The sequence below is a fragment of the Fructilactobacillus sp. X2R6C1 genome, from assembly GCF_059901295.1.
In genome coordinates, this window is the sequence record NZ_JBWXUZ010000006.1 from 57,528 (window position 1) to 75,399 (window position 17,872).

Annotated in this window: 15 protein-coding genes, 5 tRNA genes and 1 pseudogene; 3 read left to right on the forward strand and 18 right to left on the reverse strand. The window is 39.8% G+C overall.

Annotated elements, in window-relative coordinates:
• Positions 1-20: 20 nt before the first annotated feature.
• Genes AC6UDF_RS06990 through AC6UDF_RS07000 form a run of 3 tightly spaced genes read right to left on the reverse strand, consistent with a single transcriptional unit; the run spans position 21 to position 2,692 of the window.
• Positions 21-692 carry a 2,3-bisphosphoglycerate-dependent phosphoglycerate mutase gene (locus AC6UDF_RS06990; protein WP_500724167.1) on the reverse strand — a complete coding sequence of 224 codons (672 nt, stop codon included), beginning with the start codon at positions 690-692 and terminating at the stop codon, positions 21-23.
• A 23-nt stretch (positions 693-715) separates the two neighbouring features.
• The gene (locus tag AC6UDF_RS06995) at positions 716-1,693 is read right to left on the reverse strand and encodes a DMT family transporter (protein ID WP_500706817.1); all 978 of its coding nucleotides are present in this window, start codon (positions 1,691-1,693) and stop codon (positions 716-718) included.
• A gap of 51 nt (positions 1,694-1,744) precedes the next feature.
• Positions 1,745-2,692, reverse strand: a complete 948-nt coding sequence (locus AC6UDF_RS07000) for an AEC family transporter (protein WP_500709498.1) — start codon at positions 2,690-2,692, stop codon at positions 1,745-1,747.
• A gap of 189 nt (positions 2,693-2,881) precedes the next feature.
• Between AC6UDF_RS07000 and AC6UDF_RS07005 the strand changes: the two genes are divergently transcribed.
• Entirely contained in the window at positions 2,882-4,042 is a 1,161-nt protein-coding gene (locus AC6UDF_RS07005) for an LCP family protein (RefSeq protein WP_500709499.1), read from the forward strand.
• 64 nt (positions 4,043-4,106) lie between these two features.
• Here the strand turns inward: AC6UDF_RS07005 and AC6UDF_RS07010 are convergent.
• The 7 genes and pseudogenes from AC6UDF_RS07010 to AC6UDF_RS07040 form a co-directional block, all read right to left on the reverse strand.
• A pseudogene (locus tag AC6UDF_RS07010) lies at positions 4,107-5,550 on the reverse strand (catalase).
• Between the two features lie 135 nt (positions 5,551-5,685).
• Positions 5,686-5,771, reverse strand: a tRNA-Leu gene (locus tag AC6UDF_RS07015).
• 56 nt (positions 5,772-5,827) lie between these two features.
• The gene (thrB, locus tag AC6UDF_RS07020; RefSeq protein ID WP_500694491.1) at positions 5,828-6,715 is read right to left on the reverse strand and encodes a homoserine kinase; all 888 of its coding nucleotides are present in this window, start codon (positions 6,713-6,715) and stop codon (positions 5,828-5,830) included.
• A gap of 6 nt (positions 6,716-6,721) precedes the next feature.
• Positions 6,722-7,171 (reverse strand): SprT family protein, encoded by a 450-nt coding sequence (locus AC6UDF_RS07025; RefSeq protein ID WP_500724169.1) that lies wholly within the window; start codon positions 7,169-7,171, stop codon positions 6,722-6,724.
• A 12-nt stretch (positions 7,172-7,183) separates the two neighbouring features.
• Positions 7,184-9,352, reverse strand: coding sequence for a Tex family protein (locus tag AC6UDF_RS07030; RefSeq protein WP_500724176.1), 2,169 nt, complete (start codon positions 9,350-9,352; stop codon positions 7,184-7,186).
• A 65-nt stretch (positions 9,353-9,417) separates the two neighbouring features.
• The gene (gene nadE / locus AC6UDF_RS07035) at positions 9,418-10,257 is read right to left on the reverse strand and encodes an NAD(+) synthase (RefSeq protein ID WP_500724171.1); all 840 of its coding nucleotides are present in this window, start codon (positions 10,255-10,257) and stop codon (positions 9,418-9,420) included.
• A 9-nt stretch (positions 10,258-10,266) separates the two neighbouring features.
• Positions 10,267-11,733 carry a nicotinate phosphoribosyltransferase gene (locus AC6UDF_RS07040; protein ID WP_500724173.1) on the reverse strand — a complete coding sequence of 489 codons (1,467 nt, stop codon included), beginning with the start codon at positions 11,731-11,733 and terminating at the stop codon, positions 10,267-10,269.
• Positions 11,734-11,822: 89 nt separating this feature from the next.
• Between AC6UDF_RS07040 and AC6UDF_RS07045 the strand changes: the two genes are divergently transcribed.
• Positions 11,823-12,557 carry a WecB/TagA/CpsF family glycosyltransferase gene (locus AC6UDF_RS07045; protein ID WP_500694495.1) on the forward strand — a complete coding sequence of 245 codons (735 nt, stop codon included), beginning with the start codon at positions 11,823-11,825 and terminating at the stop codon, positions 12,555-12,557.
• A 41-nt stretch (positions 12,558-12,598) separates the two neighbouring features.
• Here AC6UDF_RS07045 and AC6UDF_RS07050 read toward each other — a convergent pair whose 3' ends face one another.
• From AC6UDF_RS07050 to AC6UDF_RS07065, 4 genes are all read right to left on the reverse strand, one after another.
• Positions 12,599-13,300 carry a GntR family transcriptional regulator gene (locus AC6UDF_RS07050; protein WP_500694496.1) on the reverse strand — a complete coding sequence of 234 codons (702 nt, stop codon included), beginning with the start codon at positions 13,298-13,300 and terminating at the stop codon, positions 12,599-12,601.
• A gap of 69 nt (positions 13,301-13,369) precedes the next feature.
• Positions 13,370-13,441: transfer RNA gene (locus AC6UDF_RS07055), tRNA-Gln, on the reverse strand.
• 8 nt (positions 13,442-13,449) lie between these two features.
• Positions 13,450-13,532 (reverse strand) — tRNA-Tyr (locus AC6UDF_RS07060).
• 128 nt (positions 13,533-13,660) lie between these two features.
• Positions 13,661-15,145 (reverse strand): peptide MFS transporter, encoded by a 1,485-nt coding sequence (locus AC6UDF_RS07065; protein WP_500694497.1) that lies wholly within the window; start codon positions 15,143-15,145, stop codon positions 13,661-13,663.
• A 130-nt stretch (positions 15,146-15,275) separates the two neighbouring features.
• Between AC6UDF_RS07065 and mscL the strand changes: the two genes are divergently transcribed.
• The gene (gene mscL, locus AC6UDF_RS07070; protein ID WP_500694498.1) at positions 15,276-15,650 is read left to right on the forward strand and encodes a large-conductance mechanosensitive channel protein MscL; all 375 of its coding nucleotides are present in this window, start codon (positions 15,276-15,278) and stop codon (positions 15,648-15,650) included.
• A gap of 35 nt (positions 15,651-15,685) precedes the next feature.
• Here the strand turns inward: mscL and glnA are convergent, their stop codons facing one another.
• From glnA to AC6UDF_RS07090, 4 genes are all read right to left on the reverse strand, one after another.
• Entirely contained in the window at positions 15,686-17,026 is a 1,341-nt protein-coding gene (glnA, locus tag AC6UDF_RS07075; RefSeq protein ID WP_500694499.1) for a type I glutamate--ammonia ligase, read from the reverse strand.
• 11 nt (positions 17,027-17,037) lie between these two features.
• Positions 17,038-17,421, reverse strand: coding sequence for a MerR family transcriptional regulator (locus AC6UDF_RS07080; RefSeq protein WP_500694500.1), 384 nt, complete (start codon positions 17,419-17,421; stop codon positions 17,038-17,040).
• Between the two features lie 245 nt (positions 17,422-17,666).
• Positions 17,667-17,739: transfer RNA gene (locus tag AC6UDF_RS07085), tRNA-Thr, on the reverse strand.
• Positions 17,740-17,795: 56 nt separating this feature from the next.
• Positions 17,796-17,868 (reverse strand) — tRNA-Asn (locus AC6UDF_RS07090).
• Positions 17,869-17,872: the final 4 nt, after the last annotated feature.

Here is a 17,872-nt window from a genome sequence, read left to right on the forward strand (position 1 = left end):
ATTGAGTTTTCGTCCTTTTGTTATTTAAGGTAGGTCTTATCTAAAATATCTAAATCTGGGTCAAAGGTATAAATGATCGGCTTCCCGTTTTTAACTTCCACGCCATCAATTCCTTTATCACTGATATTTTCTAAATATTTAATTAAAGCTCGCAGTGTGCTTCCGTGAGCAACTATCAGTTGATTTTTACCATCCAGCAATTTGGGGGCAATCGAATCCTGCCAGTACGGAATCATCCGGTCATAAGCCATTTTAAGGCTTTCAGCTGGTGGCTCAATTACACCTAAGCGCCGATATTTTCGAATCGGGGACACCTGATCTAATTTAGGGGGAACAGCGTAAAAACTCCTGCGCCACTTCATAAACTGTTCGTCTCCGACCCGCTTTCTAACTTCCTCTTTATTTTGACCCCTAAGAGCACCATAGTGTCGCTCATTTAAGCGCCACGTCTTATGTTCAGGAATAAAATCCTGATTGATCACGCCCAAAACAATGTCAGCGGTGACAATCGCCCGTTTTAAGACTGATGTATGAACATCACCGAACTGAATCCCGGTCTGACCTAAGCGTTTGCCGGCCTTAATTGCCTCTTCTACGCCCTTCTTAGTCAGTGGAACATCACTCCATCCAGTAAAGGTATTAGTGTGATTTGCGACACTTTCGCCATGTCTCATAATTACTAACTTACTCATACAACCGCCTCAATAAACTAAATTTATTTACCTTCTTCAATCGTCTGATCGTCTAACATGGTTGAATCGGTCTCTTTATAACGCTCACCTACAAACGTAACCACCGAACCAATCAGGATAATCACAATTCCTATAATGGTAGGCAGATTAATCTTTTCGCCCACAAAAATCATTGCTAAGACTGGAGCCAAACCTGGCTTAATAAAGAATACTAGGGAAGCAATTGAGACCCCTGATTCTTGCATCGCTAAAAAATAAAACGCAAAACCGCCGCCGGTTACACAGACTCCGATAAAGAATAAAATCCAGAAATTTTGTAAATTAACGTCCCTTAAGATCGGAATGGATGCAAACTGACTCAACCATCCCACCGATTTCATCCCACTTGAAACAAACGGGATATTGGTAATCAATGATAAAACAAATAACTCCAAAGAACCAGCAATAAAAGTGAAACAAGTGATGGTAACTCCATCTAATTCTCTTTTGACCGAGCAATACTGCGACAAAATACTGTAAAAGCCAAAAGTAACAGCCGATAAGAGTGACAAAATAATTCCAACTGGATTAGTTAAGTTAAATGGATTAACAATCACAATTAAGCCAATGACCGAAATAATTAATGAGATTAAGTTGGCCCGTCCAATTCGTTCATGCAAAATGAAGTACGCAAAGATTACGGCAAAGACCGGATTACAACTAAACAGGACGGCCACAATAGCTGGCTTATCGTACACAATCGCTAACTGGTACAGGGTCATACTAATTACCACGCACGCAAAACCGGTAAACGCAAACGTCTTCCAATCCTTTAAGTTGATTTTGCGTCGTCGTTTATGTAATTCATACCACGCAAAGGGTAACAAGACAATCCCACCAATGAAGAAACGAAGTAAATTCAACTGAATTGGATTAAACTCACTTCCTGCCACCTTTAGGGCAATCTCCATCGAACTAAACATTAACGTCGAAATTAACACATAAATCACTGATTTTTTCACTTTAAGCTACTACTCCCATTCTTTACTTGTCTATTTTTCAATTGACTCGTCTTAACGGATTTGTTGCACAATCACCATTAAAATGGGCAAAACAATTAAACTGATGATCGTGGTTTCAGCGACCATCAGTGAAGCATAATCTGCATCCGCACCATACTTTCTGGCTACCACTGGTGCATTAGTCATAACCGGCATGGCAGCCTGCATAATGAAGACTTGTTTCATCAAAACTGGCATCCCAGTTGGAATAACCAACAGTGCCATTAAAATTGGTGAAATCACGAATCGACCCAGTAAAATTCCCCAATTAGAAGAACTAAAGTCAAATTTGTCAAAGTTGATATTTGCCATCGAAATTCCAATGAACATCATTGAAAGTGGGATGGTTAACCCACCAATATATTGGAAATCACTCATTAAAAAGTTGGGAATTTTAATTCGCAGTAAAACTAAAATCACCCCAAAGATAAATCCCAGCAATGGTGGTGACAAAATTTTACTCACGGTCTTTTTCCAGTCAAACTTGGAATTAGCGTCCCCATCACGTTGGATTAAGTAAACACCAATGGTCCAAAAAAAGGTCGTATTAGCCATGTAGTAAACTAACACGTACGGTAAACTTTTGGCCCCAAACAGAGCCATATTAACCGGCAATCCGACAAAGACGGTGTTTGAATTTAAAAACATCGATTCAAACACCCCCCGATGATACTTTTTAATTCGAATCACCCGAGCAATTGCCACCGAAATCCCAAACATGATTAACATACTAATGACCGGAAATCTTAAGTCTGGCAACGTTGAAAGTAACGTGTCGGTCGTAAAATCGCGACCAATCGTATAGATCATGTAACACGGCAAGGCTACGTCAATAACCAGTTTAACAATTAAGTTAGTTGAATCATCATTAAACCAGTGCCGTTTAGCCAAAACAAAACCGAGCACGATCATGATCAGTACAATTAATATCCCTGATATACTCTTAAAAAAAATACCCATTTGATCATCCTATTCTTGTAAGTTTTACTTAAGTTATTGTACCACACGATTTTACACCACTAGAAATTGCCCCAATAAGAATAATACGGTTATATTAAAATCTACTAAAAAGTTGAGAAATAACTAGCGTTAGCTGCCATAACTGCTATATAATTTGGGGCAGTATTAATAAATAAGCGGGGAATAATAATGTCAAACTACGATAATAATAATGACGACAATCGCGAATATAGCCGGCGAGCTGGTAATCCACATTTTTCCGAACCAAAGTCAGAGCCAGCCGTTGACTATGATAACGAGCCGCACCATCCAGTTGCCTGGACTTTTATGGGTATCATCTTATTGATTGTCATCATTGCCCTTGCTTTTGGTTTCCGTGCTTACACCCAGGCTCGTCATTCCTTTGGAGGAACGTTTCAAGACGATGGAATTGGGAAATCAAGAAACGTCTCAAATCTTCTAAAGAAACGAAAACCGTTTTCAATCTTACTAATGGGAACCGACACGGGCGCCCTTGGTAGACACGACGTTGGCCGCACCGACACCATTATCGTCGCTACCGTTAACCCGCAAAAGCAGACCACTTACTTAACCAGTATCCCCCGCGATACCAAAGTCGTGGTCGACGGTGACTCACAGCCATACGAAAAAATCAACGCTGCTTACACCATCGGTGGTCCAAAGACTGCCATTTCAACTGTCCAGCATCTCTTAAACGTTCCCATCGACTACTTTGCGATCGTTAACATGGGTGGTTTAAAACAGATGGTTGATTCCGTTGGGGGTGTCGAAGTGAAGCCACCATTGACGTTTAAGTATGGGAATGCCAATGTAGTTAAGGGCAAAATGACCCATCTAGATGGTGATCAAGCCCTTGATTATTCTCGAATGAGGGATGATGACCCGAAAGGTGACTACGGTCGCCAACAGCGACAACGGCAAGTCTTAGAAAAATTAGTGATGAAAGGAATGGGAATTTCTTCCATTCCCAGGTACCAACAAATTCTTGAATCATTAAATGGAAACCTCAAAACCGATTTATCCTTTGATGACATGATTGCCATTAGATCTAAGTATGGTCCAGCCACTCATCACATCAAGTCTGAGACCCTTCAGGGGAATGAAGCAATGATTAACGGAGTCAGTTATCAAGTCGCCCAACCAGACGAATTGATGAACGTCTCAAACCATATTCGAACCACCTTGAATTTACCGCAAGCTAAGGGTTTAACTCCTAAACAACAAGAAACCAATTCCCCTAGTAATGGTGATCCATCCAACAACAATACTGCTACCAATGATTCATCAGGGAGTACCACCGATCCAAACTCAACGGCACCAGCATATTAAAATAGACTTGTAAGAATAGGGCTAATAACCTATCTTGCAAGTCTATTTTTATTTATGGGATCTTTTATCTAATTTCATTTAAATCAAGACCAAGAGCCTTTGTTACTCGAGTCCCATACTCTGGGTCAGCCTTATAAAATTGTCTGGTTTCTAGGATTTGGATCTCATGATTATCAACGGAACCAAGCGTTTCTTTGATCGTATTAATCAGGCGATCACGTTCCTCCGGTTTCATTACATGATACAACTTTCCGGCTGCACTATAGTAGTCAGTGTCATATGGTTTAAAAGCTCCGGTTTCACCTTCCACTTTATCGGAACTGATTGAAGCACTCAGATCTTCAACTGGTCCTCCCTTACCGTTTGGTTCATAGTTGACCGATCCGTCTTGTCCTTGTGCCATTTGACCATCACGTTCGTAATTTTCAACCTTGTCTAAGGGACGGTTGACCTTTAATTGTTCATAATTAGCTCCTAGACGATATCTTTCCGCGTCCTTATACGCAAACAACCGTCCTTGAAGTAACTTATCAGGACTTGCTTCAATCCCAGGAACCAGGTTAGCGGGTGAGAAAGCTAATTCTTCCACATCGTCAAAATAGTTAGTTGGATTTTGGTTTAAGGTAAATTCCCCAACTTCTTGTAGTGGGTAATCCTTATGAGAAACCACCTTAGTTACATCAAAAATATCTGGTTTGTAATCAATTCCTGCTTGATAAGGGATAATCTGAACATAAACTTTCCATGTTGGATAGTTCTTTTGTTCAATTGCATCGTATAAATCATGAATTAAATAATCGGTATCTTCAGTTGCTGCTTTTGAAGCTTGTTCATTAGTCATGTTCTTAACCCCTTGTTGGCTAATGAAGTGATACTTAACCCAAAATGGAGTCCCTTCTTTATTAACCCACTTATACGTGTGACTTCCATAACCATTCATTGTTCGATAACTAGCCGGATTACCACGATCACCCATCAGGTAGGTGACCTGGTGAACTGATTCTGGTGAACGAGACCAGAAAATCCCACTGCATCTCTTGTGAACGTAAATGAGTCTTAGGATCACGCTTCTGGGAATGAATAAAGTCAGGAAACTTAAGCGGATCGTTAACAAAGAACACCGGAGTATTATTACCAACAATGTCGTAATTGCCTTCTTGCGTGTAGAATTTCAACGCAAATCCACGAACATCACGAACGGTGTCAGGATAACCAGCTTCACCCGCAACCTGCGAGATTCTAATGGTCATTGGGGTTTCTTTGCCCACACCATTGAATAAATCAGCTTTAGTGTACTTACTCATGTCATGTGTAAGTTTAAAAACGCCCTTGGCACCAGCACCTTTAGCATGAACGACTCGCTCTGGAATCCTCTCACGATTAAAATGAGCTAACTTTTCTAGTAATTGATAATCCTGCATCAAAACAGGACCACGAACACCAGCTGTTTGAGAATGTTCGTTATTAGCCCACGGTTGACCAGCTTCGGTTGTTAATTTATCTGACATAATTATCACACCATCCTTGTTAATTAATCGTTCACTTCTTAGATTAATCGTGCACAACTTAATGTCAACAAAAGAGACTTAGAATTAAAAAGAACACCATATCTTAAAATGATATGGTGTTCTTGAATTAAATGATGCGGCCAAGAAGACTCGAACTTCCACCGGGATAAATCCCGACAAGATCCTTAATCTTGCGCGTCTGCCAATTCCGCCATGGCCGCATTGCTACAATAAACATCATAGCAAATTTAACGAGATAGCGCAATGAATTTTTTAATTATTCTTCACCACGAATCGTGGCACCATCCCTATCAAGGTCAACTAACTTACATACTCCATCCAATTGATCGTTACTTTCAATCTTCTGTTGTAACTTGGTGAGTTGGTCATAATCTCCTAGCGTGACAATCGATGAACCCACTCCACTAATGTAAGTTCCGTAGATTCCTAGTTCATGAGCAGTCTGTTTAATTACTTTGAAGTCTTTAAAATCATTCCCCTGTCCAGTGCGAACCAAACTATCAGCTTCAATCATTCGAGCCGCTTTATTCCAATCATTTTGCATTAATGCAGCGACAAAAACGTTCGAAGCGCTACTAGTCTGTACCTCTTGACCAAACGTAATTTCCTTTGGGAAACGTTCCATTCCCCTCTGTTGAGTAATTTTCTCATTTCGAATGAAAACCAAGGCTTGCATTTCATCGGGCATATGAGCTTTGACAACGTCAGTCTTTCCATCCTCATAGTGAGAAATTGTTATATCTCCCAGAATGGCTGAGGCAATGTTGTCAGGATGTCCTTCCATTCGACTACCAATGTTAATTTGGTCATTAACTGATAAGTTCATATTTTCAAGCTTGTTAGCAATTTTAATTCCCGCAGCAATCGCCGTGGTACTAGATCCAAGTCCTTTTTCTAGTGGAACATCTGACATTACCGTTAGTTGATGGGGCATGATTTTAGGGTTAACCTTTAAAATCGTTTGAACCACCAAATTTTTATCATCGTGAGGAACTGAATCGCCAAACGCATGATTGACCCGCCACTTCTCAGTTTCTTCTTCAACGATCACCGTGTAATACATGTGAAGAGCGAGTCCAACCGAATTATAGCCATTACCAACATTACCAGAAGTTGCTGGGACTCTAACAATAATTTTTTCCATGATATTTCACTCCTTCTTAACTAGTTTTAGCTTACCACGACACTTACTACATACAAAACGTGAGATATTAACCCGTCGCTTTCGCCGATATAGTTGGTCACACTTAGTACACTCATAAAGGTAATGATAAGCTGATGGTGCTTTTAAAATGGGAGCATAACGACTACCACCCACAGCTCTTAATAACTGCTTAAATTCTTTTGAACGATGATTAGCGGAATACCCTGCTAAATGAAGATGATAATGAACGAGTTCATGTTTAATGATTCCCACTAATTCTTCTCTAGAGATCCTCTTCGCCATCGTCTGATTAATATCAATATCATGGTCTTTAAGGTGGTACCGACCACCCGTGGTTTTCAATCGACCATTAAAATATGCGCGGTGCTTAAATGGTTTCCCAAATGACTCTAACGAAATTTGTTCGACCAGTTTCTGTAATTCATCGTCATGCAAATAAGTTCGCTCCTATTCTGGACCAACCATGGAAAGTTTAATTCGTTTTCGATTTAAATCAACACTTAACACCCACACGTCGACAATGTCACCAACAGAAACAAGCTTTGCTGGATCCGATATAAATCGATCACTCATTTTGGAAATATGAACGAGACCATCCTGTTTTACCCCAATGTCAACAAACGCACCAAAATCAGTGACATTGCGAACGGTTCCTTGTAATTTCATTCCTGATTTCAAATTTTCAATCTTCATAATATCCGATTTAAGTAACGGCTTCGGCATCGTATCACGTTGGTCACGTCCGGGATTTTTCAAACTAGCTAAAATATCTTTGACCAACTGCTGATCAATTGATAGTGATTGTGATAAATCAACTTCATTTGCTTTTTCAAGCTTTTTTCGACCTTCATCAGAACTAAAATTATCAATTGTAAGTCCCATTGCTGACAAGATTTGTTTAGCTTGCCGATAACTTTCTGGGTGAATATCAGTATTGTCCAATGGATTCTTGCCATTAATGATACGTAAAAATCCAACTGATTGTTCAAAAGCCTTTGGTCCTAATCGTTTAACTTTTTTTAATTGATTACGGTTAGAAAAAGCACCGTTTTCATCTCGATATTCAACAATATTTTGTGAAGTGGATTTAGTTAATCCCGAGATGTGTTCAAGTAGATTTGGACTAGCGGTGTTCAAGTTGACCCCGACTTGGTTAACGGCGGTCTCAATCACCCGATCCAACTGTGCATCAAGGTTACTTTCAGAGACATCATGCTGGTACTGACCAACCCCAACCGCTTTGGGGTCAATCTTAATCAACTCAGAAAGTGGATCCTGTAGTCGTCTTCCAATACTAATGGCTGAACGTTCCTCAACATGAAGGTTAGGAAACTCTTTTCGCGCATTGTTACTAGCAGAATATACTGATGCTCCAGCTTCACTAACAATTACGTAGTGAACCGGATAATCAATGGATTTAATTGCATCAGCTACAAATTGTTCCGATTCGCGTGACGCGGTTCCGTTACCAATCGCAATCATTTGAACGTGATACTTCTTAATCAGGTCAATCAATTGTTCTTTAGCTCGCGCTTGCTGTGCTTCTGTCGCTGGTTTAGTGGCTTTAATAATTTCCTTTGCCAAGAATTTACCGTTTGCATCAATGACCGCTAGTTTGCATCCCGTTCGGTACGCTGGGTCAAAACCAAGAACCACCTTACCCTTGATTGGCGCCTGCATTAACAGGTGATACAGATTTCTTCCAAACACTTCAATGGCATGATTTTCTGCGGCTTCAGTCATAGTGGAACGAATTTCACGTTCGATGGCAGGACCGATGAAGCGCTTATAAGCATCTTTTGAAGCGTCTTTAACAAAGTCAACTGCGGGACCATTATGATTACTAACCACATGAAAATCAATGTAATGCATAATGGCATTAACATCAACATCTAGTTTCACGGTCAATACCTTTGCTTTTTCACCACGATTGATTGCTAAAACCCGATAACTCGGAACCGTTTTGGCTCGCTCACTAAAATCGTAGTAATCACCATAAACGCCACCTTCGTCATTGACCTTTCCTTTAGGTTTAACCTTTGCCGCCAGCATAGCGTTTTTTAAGGTATAGTTTCGAATCCATTCCCGAAACTTAGCGTTGTTTCCAATGGCATCCGTAATGATTTCACGGGCTCCATCTAAAGCGTCATTAACGGAACTAACGTCGTGATCATCATCTATAAAGGACTTTGCCAGTTGTTTTAATGGCTCATTTTGAAACTTTAAAATTGCAGTTGCAAGTGGCTCTAATCCCCGTTCCCTTGCAACCATCGCCTTTGTTTTTCGTTTTTGTTTATATGGCAGATACAAGTCTTCCACAATCTGAATACTGTCAGCATTTAAGATGTCTTGTTTTAACTGCTTGGTTAATTGGCCTTCTTCGTCAACCTTTTTTACCACTTCTTCCTTTCGGTGGCTCAGCTTTGCTAGACGCTGATAAGTATCCTCAAGTTTTCGAATAGAAACCTCATCCAAATTACCGGTTCTCTCTTTGCGGTATCGTGCAATAAACGGAACGGTATTACCATCCTCAAGCATTTCTAAGGTTTGTTGAATTTGTCGTTTCGAAATGTGTGGTAACGCTTTTGCAGTTTGATCAATTAAAGTTTTTTCCATTTTTTCACCATAATCTTTCAAATAAAAACTCCATTAAATAATTAACGGAGTTATTGTAATCAAATTTATTTCCAAAACGTATCATAAACATTAATGGGAAGGTGTCGCTTATGTTGAGTTTTCAAATACCAATTTTCAATTACATTAGCTGCACTAGAACTAATGTCCTGGCCTTCTAAAAAGTCATCAATATTTTTATAACTAACCCCAAGTGCTTTTTCATCTGGAAGAGCTGGACGATCATCTTCAAGATCCGCCGTTGGGGTTTTCTCGTAAAGGTTTTTAGGTGCGTCAAGGTACTTAAGAAGCGCACGACCTTGTCGTTTATCCAGTCGCCAAATTGGAACAATATCAGAGGCACCGTCACCAAATTTAGTGTAAAAACCAGTCACCGCCTCGGCGGCATGATCAGTGCCAAGTACAATCCCTTGATTGGCACCAGCAATGGTGAACTGTGCGATCATCCGCGTCCGAGCTTTAACGTTGCCCTTATTAAAATCAGAGACAGCATCACCGTTAGCTTCAACTGCTTTTATCATCGCATCAACTGAACCCTTGATATTGACGCGTTCAACCCGATCAGCATCCATAAAATCAATGGCTTCCATAGCATCCGATTCATCAGCTTGTTCACCATAAGGAAGGCGAACCGCAATAAACTGATATTCAGTATCACCCGTTTCTTCCCTTAATTCATTCATTGCCATCGATGCCAATTTTCCCGTCAAAGTGGAATCTTGACCACCAGAAATTCCCAGTACTACTGATTTAATGAACGAATTCTTTTTAACGTAATCCTTAATAAAATCAACACTACGTCTAATTTCTGTTTCAGGATCGATCTTTGGCTGAACCCTTAAAGCATTAATAATCTGTTTTTGCAGTCGTTTTTGTTTCTCATCCATTACTATCACCTACTCTAATTTTTGCTCAACCCCATTATGAATTTCATTAATCAAACTCATCTTGTGGTCCCATAATTTCTTAGAAAGATCAACTGGGTAATCTTGTGGATTTAACTGACGCTTGTACTCTGGCCAGAGTGCCTTCAAAGAGTCAGTCGCATGCTGCTTAGTAGCCTCTAACGTCGGCATTTGATATACCTGCTTTCCATCTTTAAAGATATCTTGTAAGAGCGGTTGAGCATTAAAGTTGGTAATAGTCTTGTTAATGTACGTGAAATGCGGATGGAACATGTACACGGAAGACTGTTCACGTGGATCTTCACCATCAAGTGTGATGTAATCTCCCTCAGACTTACCGTCGTCTTTTTCAGTAATCCGCCAAACTTGCTTCTTACCTGGAGTGGAAACCTTCTCAGCATTATTTGAAAGTTTAATGGTATCGACCATGTGACCCTGTTCATCTTCAACTGAGACCAGCTTGTAAACCGCACCAAGTGCGGGTTGGTCAAAAGCCGTAATTAGCTTGGTCCCAACTCCCCAAGAGTCGATTTTGGCATTTTGCATCTTCAAACTACTAATGGTGTATTCATCAAGGTCGTTGGAAGCCACAATTTGAACATCCTTAAAGCCAGCTTCATCCAGCATTTCCCTAACTCTTTTTGATAAGTACGCCATATCACCGGAATCAATTCTGACACCTTGAAAGTTAATCTTGTTGCCCATTTCTTTTGCAACTCGAATTGCATTTGGGACCCCACTTTTAATGGTATCAAAGGTGTCTAACAGAAAAGTACAGTTCTTATGGGTTTGGGCGTATGCCATAAATGCATCATAGTCATTTCCAAATGATTCAATCAAAGAGTGCGCCATCGTTCCGCTGACAGGAATGCCAAATTCCTTACCGGCTAACACATTGGAAGTCGCGTTAAACCCACCAATGTATGCCGCTCTGGTTCCCCACAGTGCTGCATCAACCTCTTGGGCTCGACGACTACCAAACTCCATTAAAGGATTATTTCCAGCCACCATTCGAATTCGGGCCGCTTTAGTAGCGATTAAAGTCTGATAGTTCACCATGTTCAAAATAGCGGTCTCAACTAATTGACATTCCGCAATCGTTCCTTCAACTTGAACAATGGGCTCGTTGTTATAAACTAAATCACCCTCAACAGCAGAACGAATTGTCCCAGTAAACTTAAAGTTACGAAGATAATCTAAAAATTCATCGGAATAATCGCTAATTGACTTTAAATACTTAATGTCCTCATCAGTGAAGTGAAGGTTGTTGATATATTCAATAATGTGTTTTAATCCTGCAAAGACGGCATATCCATTTCCAAAGGGCATGTCTCTAAAAAAAACTTCAAATACAGCATGACGATTTTGCATATGTTTTTCAAAATAAGTTGCCATCATATTGATTTCATAATAGTCAGTGTGTAAAGTTAAATTATTAGGACTTTGTAATGTTGACATCTTTAATCTCCTCTAGCCCTTTCAGGCTAAACTATTGTTGTTACTCGTTGCACATTATATCACATAATAACCAAAAAGAAGGCTAACAAATGACGCACAAATTTCCGACCACCGACATCGCTTCCATCCCCTTTGTTAACACGACTTTCACCGAATTTATGCAGGTGATTGAATCCCAAATAGACGACCACCAAAACACGTTTGTGGTAACCGCCAATCCAGAAATCGTCGTTTATGCTGATCGTCATCCTCACTACCAAAAAGTTTTAAAAGACGCCACTTACGTCGTGCCAGATGGGATTGGCATTATCAAGGGTGCCAAAATGCTAAATGATCCAATGCCAGAACGAATCACCGGTTATGACATTTTTAAAGCACTGTTAACTTGGGGAAACCAAAATAACAAGTCAGCTTATTTTCTGGGAGCCAAACCCGATGTCGTATTTGATTTACGAAAAGTCTTAACCGTTAACTATCCACATTTAAAAATTGTGGGGATGCAGGACGGTTATTTTAAAAACGATACTCCCATCATTAACAACATTGAAAACAACGACATTGACATGATTTTTGTTGCGACCGGTTTCCCTATGCAAGAAGAATTTATCGCAAAATATCGCAATAAAAATAACGGGCTGTGGATTGGGGTTGGAGGCAGCTTTGACGTTTTAGCTGGACACGTCAAGAGAGCTCCTAAGTTCTGGATTAATCATCACATCGAATGGCTCTATCGCCTTTTTAAAGAACCCACCCGTTTTAAACGAATGCTAGCCATTCCTGAATTTTTAAATTTAGTTAGAAAACAAAAAAAGGATGAGAAGTGATCTCATCCAACTTTACGAGCCCTCGTTAGTAGGGCTCTTTTTTATTTATTTAGGTAAAACTCAAATCGCTCAGCAGCGTACTGAGCCTGAACAAACTCAAATGGTTGCTGATTTTGAAGATAAGATATCTGTTTTAGCTTAAGAATGGGTGCCTTAACCTCAATATCCAGTAAATCAGCAATCCGATCAGTCGCTAAAATCGCCGAAATAAATTGCTTCGCGCTTCTTGGACGAAGTCCCTTCTTGTCCTCTAAAGAACGATACAGGGAGCTAGAAACGTCTTCTTCACTTAACCCTTCGACCATCGATGCATTAACAGCTGCCACTTCATAGCAAATTGGAATGTCGTCCCCATAGCGAATCCGATTCATCCGCAAAACCCGATCATCCTGACTCAGCCCCAAGACGGAGGCTTCCTTAAAGGTGGGCTCAACAATCTTATATGACAAGGTTTTGGTGGATGGCTTTTTTCCTTGAGCCAGCATAATGTTAGTAAAGCTGGTTACTCCGGACATCTTTTCTTGAACCTTTTGGTTAGTAACGTACGTTCCTGAGCCGGCAATCCGTTTTAATATTCCATCCTCAACGAGCGCTTGAACAGCTTGCCTGAACGTCATCCGACTTACTCCGTACTGTTCGGATAGTTTTCTTTCAGATGGAATCCGGGTTCCCACTTTCCAGCTTCCGTCTTCGATCTTACTCTTAATATCATCATGAATTTTAATATAAACAGGTACTGTCATAATTACTCCTACCTTGGCATAAAAAAATCGACTAACATTTGTTAGTCGATTTTACACCAATAATTAGTATTGGGCTAGCTGGGTTCGAACCAGCGCATCACAGGATCAAAACCTGTTGCCTTACCACTTGGCTATAGCCCAAGAATCAATGGAGGGGAGTGGATTCGAACCACCGAACCCGAAGGAGCGGATTTACAGTCCGCCGCGTTTAGCCAGACTTCGCTACCCCTCCATAATAAATGAGTAATTCGTAGTAACGAATCAACGTTTATTATATTACACGGGATCATGATGTTAGTCAATACTTTTTTTCAAAAAATAAAAGGCGCTAACTTTACAGCGCCTTTCATTATAGTGATTTTAATTTACTCCATCCATCAGTTTTTTCACTGGTTTGATCATCAATAATAAGACAATTCCAAACAAGATGGCTACAAGTCCAACGATTCCAAAGTACGCGATTTCGTGTCCCGGAGTGTAGAACTTAACGATTTGTGAGTTAACCGCCTGACCAGCAGCATCCGCTAAGAACCACATACTCATCATCTGTGATTCAAATGCTTTCGGAGCAAGTTTGGTGGTAACGGAAAGCCCAATTGGTGAAATCAACATTTCGGCAATTTCAACAATGGCCCAACTACCAATTAGCCATAATGGGCTAACTTTAGCTGATGAACCAAATAGGAAAATTGGAATCATCATAAATAAGTACGAAAATCCAGCGAAAAACATTCCCCACGTAAACTTAACTGGGGAGCTGGGCTCTTCTTTTCTTTTAGCCAGATATGTCCATAAGAATGCGAACAGTGGTGTGTACAGCATAATGAACAATGGGTTAAGTGACTGATACCAAGTAGCATTAATGTGCAAAAATCCAAGGTTATTGTTAGTTTGATTTTCAGCAAACAAAGCCAAAACAACGGATCCTTGTTCCTCAATGGCCCAGAATACCGCAGCAGCGATAAATAATGGAATATAGGCAAGAACCCGTGAATGTTCTGTCTTAGTAACCTTCTTACTTCTCAAAATAACAACGAAGTAAATAATTGGGGTTAAAATTGCGATGATACTCAATAACAAAACAAAGTTATCAATACTCAAAACTTTAAAGTACCACATCCCCGCGATAATAACGGCAAATACAGCTAAGCCACCAATAATTTCAAGAACTAAACGATTCAAATCATCTGGTTCTAAGGGATCACTTGGATAGAGACCATCGATACTCAAAGTCTTTTTACCACTAAAGTAGTAGTAAATTAAAGCAAAGAACATTCCGATCGCAGCTAGTGAGAATCCAGCATGGAAATTAAAGTCCATTCCGACGGTCCCAACTAAGATTGGTGCGATGAACGAACCTAAGTTAATCCCAAAAACAAAAATGGTAAATCCAGTATCACGTCTTGGATCATTTTCACCATATAAGGCACCAACCATTTCTGAAACATTTGGCTTCAACAGTCCAGTACCAACAGTGATTAAGACAATGGAAATAAACAACGCTCCGGCACCAAATGGTAATGAAAGTACCACGTGCCCAAACATAATTAAAATTCCACCATACAGAACGGTCTTTCGACTCCCCCAAACTCGGTCACTTAAATAACCACCTAACACTGAAGTTAGAAATACCAGTGAACCGTAAATTGCCATAACTGAAGCTGCTGTGGTTGGAGAAAATCCTAATCCACCCTTGGCGACTGAGAAATACATGTAGTATAAAAGAATTGCACGCATCCCGTAGTAACTGAATCGTTCCCACATTTCAGTGAAGAACAGTGTTTGCAACCCTTTTGGCTGCCCAAAGAACGCATGGTCGAGACTCTTCTCGCCTTGTCCGTTCATAAAATCTCCTCCTGTCAATCTTTTAACAATTATCAGAAATAATACCATTCTTGATTTTCATTTACAATCATATCTCGACAAAAAATTTGTTAGAATAGTGATTATCAAGGAAAAGGAAGTGGATAATACATTGTTCAAGGAATTTAAAGAATTTATATCACGAGGGAATGTGGTTGACATGGCCGTCGGAATTATCATCGGGTCTGCCTTCACTTCGATCGTGACTTCATTGGTTAATAACATTTTTAACCCGTTTATTGGACTGTTCTTAGGAAAAATCGATCTTTCATCACTTGCCATCACCGTTGGAAAAGCAAAGATAAAATATGGCTTATTTCTAAACTCAGTCATCAATTTCCTGCTGATTGCTTTCATCGTCTTTTTATTGGTCAAATTTATCAACAAATTAACTAATAAAAATCAAAAAAAGCAAGAAAAGAAGGCTCAAGAACCGAGCCTTACTGATCAATATCTAGCTGAAATTGTTAAACTGCTTAAAAAGTAATTCCTTAATCACACCAACGCTCTGTTGGTGTTTTTTTATAGCATATCTAGGTATCTGTCGCGTTCCCATTGAGAAACGTTTTGTCTGTAAGCATTCCATTCCATGTTCTTTGCATCCAAGTAATTTTGATACATGTGAGGTCCCATGGCTTTCTTCATAAGTGGATCAGCTTCATATGCTTTAAGCGCATTATGAAGGGTAGAAGGTAAGTTTTCAATATGATCTAATTTTCGTTCCTTGCCATCCATATGATAGATATTACGGTCAATTGGTTCACCTGGTTCGATTTTGTTTTTAATACCATCTAAACCAGCTTCAAGAATTGATGCAATTGCTAAGTATGGGTTAGCTGAAGGATCAACACTTCGAAGTTCAAGGCGGGTGCTAAGACCACGGCTAGCAGGAACTCTAACTAATGGTGAACGGTTAGATGCCGACCATGCCACATAGACCGGTGCTTCAAAGCCAGGAACTAGTCGCTTGTAAGAATTAACGATTGGGTTACATACGGCAGTTAATGCTTTAGCGTGCTTCAAAAGTCCTCCTAAGAAGTAGTAAGCCGTTTGTGATAATTCCAGGTCACCATCTTTATCATAAAAGACGTTGTCACCATCTTTATCAAACAATGACATGTTGATGTGCATCCCAGATCCATTGATACCATTCAGTGGCTTTGGCATGAAAGTGGCGTATAATCCATACTTTCTAGCAACTGTTTTTACAACTAACTTAAAGGTTTGAATATGATCTGCCGTAACCACGGCGTTGTCGTACTGAAAATCAATTTCATGTTGTCCAGATGCTACTTCATGGTGAGAAGCCTCAACTCGAAAGCCCATATTTTCTAATTCAAGAACCATATCACGACGAATATTGGCTGCTAAATCCATTGGTGCCAAATCAAAGTAACTTCCGTGATCATTCAATTCAGTGGTTGGATTGCCCTTATCGTCCATTTTGAACAAGAAGAATTCAGGTTCTGGGCCAATGTTAAAGTTAGAAAAGCCCATTTCTTTCATTTCATCCAGAACACGCATTAAATTATTTCTTGGATCACCAACGAATACCTCGCCATCTGATGTATGAACACTACATGTCAGACGAGCAACCTTACCGTGTTCGTCACCCCATGGGAAGACCATCCACGTTGAAAGATCAGGGATCAGGTACATATCACTTTCCTCAATGCGTACGAAACCATCAATTGAAGATCCATCAAACATAATCTTACCATCTAAAACCTTGTTTAGTTGGTTAACGGGTACCTCAACGTTTTTGATGCTGCCCATCAAGTCAGTAAACATTAGTCGAATAAATCGGACGTCTTCATCTTTCACCATTTGGCGAATGTCGTCTTTTGTATAATCATGTACCATAAGTAGTCTCCTTATTTTAAATACTTACCCTGTTGCTTTAAATCAGAATCATCATACAAGCGTCCAGCTTTTAAAATATCGTCTTTCAAGTATTCGCGGACATCTTCATCACTAAGTGATTTATCACCACTATGTAAAAGTTTTCGACGACGTTGTTTCTCAAATACTCTTTTAACCTGAGCAATTGTCATTCCTTCAATAAGATAGTTGTGAATCTCAAGAATTTGGTCCACATTATCTAATGAATACAAACGTCGGTTTCCTGATGTTCGTTTAGAATGAACAAGGCCATGATCATCGTAATACCTTATTTGTCTGGATGATAAGGAAGTAAGCTTCATAACCGTTCCCATTGGCAGAACCGCTAAAGATTTCCTCAGTACTTTTTCACTCATACGCATATCTCCTTGATATGACACCATTCTATTCGTTATTGATATAAGCGTCAATAACCTATGTTATGAAATGTAACACTGATCCAAGTTTAACATAAAACTTGCAATATAAAAAAAGACACAAGAAATAAATTCTTGTGTCTTCATGTATGTATGTGCATATTCAAGCACACCATTAGATTCTATTCACCCGTTATTTGCTATGCCAAAGGTTTAATCATCATTAAGAATGAATAAAAAATTTATGCCGGCTGCAGGACTTGAACCTGTGACCCTCGGTTTACGATACCGATGCTCTACCAGCTGAGCTAAGCCGGCAAAATGACGATAAATTAAAAGTGCTAACGGCAATTGTTGTTAGCACTCAGACATAGCTCCGGCAGGCGGGCTCGAACCGTCGACAACCTGATTAACAGTCAGGTGCTCTACCAACTGAGCTATGCCGGAATAA

Excerpts from the sequence above, each read along its gene's own strand:
- AC6UDF_RS06990 (WP_500724167.1), bottom strand. The coding sequence starts at position 692 with ATGAGTAAGTTAGTAATTATGAGACATGGCGAAAGTGTCGCAAATCAC.
- AC6UDF_RS07000 (WP_500709498.1), bottom strand. The coding sequence starts at position 2,692 with ATGGGTATTTTTTTTAAGAGTATATCAGGGATATTAATTGTACTGATC.
- AC6UDF_RS07005 (WP_500709499.1), top strand. The coding sequence starts at position 2,882 with ATGTCAAACTACGATAATAATAATGACGACAATCGCGAATATAGCCGG.
- thrB (WP_500694491.1), bottom strand. The coding sequence starts at position 6,715 with ATGGAAAAAATTATTGTTAGAGTCCCAGCAACTTCTGGTAATGTTGGT.
- AC6UDF_RS07030 (WP_500724176.1), bottom strand. The coding sequence starts at position 9,352 with ATGGAAAAAACTTTAATTGATCAAACTGCAAAAGCGTTACCACACATT.
- nadE (WP_500724171.1), bottom strand. The coding sequence starts at position 10,257 with ATGGATGAGAAACAAAAACGACTGCAAAAACAGATTATTAATGCTTTA.
- AC6UDF_RS07040 (WP_500724173.1), bottom strand. The coding sequence starts at position 11,733 with ATGTCAACATTACAAAGTCCTAATAATTTAACTTTACACACTGACTAT.
- AC6UDF_RS07045 (WP_500694495.1), top strand. The coding sequence starts at position 11,823 with ATGACGCACAAATTTCCGACCACCGACATCGCTTCCATCCCCTTTGTT.
- AC6UDF_RS07050 (WP_500694496.1), bottom strand. The coding sequence starts at position 13,300 with ATGACAGTACCTGTTTATATTAAAATTCATGATGATATTAAGAGTAAG.
- AC6UDF_RS07065 (WP_500694497.1), bottom strand. The coding sequence starts at position 15,145 with ATGAACGGACAAGGCGAGAAGAGTCTCGACCATGCGTTCTTTGGGCAG.
- glnA (WP_500694499.1), bottom strand. The coding sequence starts at position 17,026 with ATGGTACATGATTATACAAAAGACGACATTCGCCAAATGGTGAAAGAT.
- AC6UDF_RS07080 (WP_500694500.1), bottom strand. The coding sequence starts at position 17,421 with ATGAGTGAAAAAGTACTGAGGAAATCTTTAGCGGTTCTGCCAATGGGA.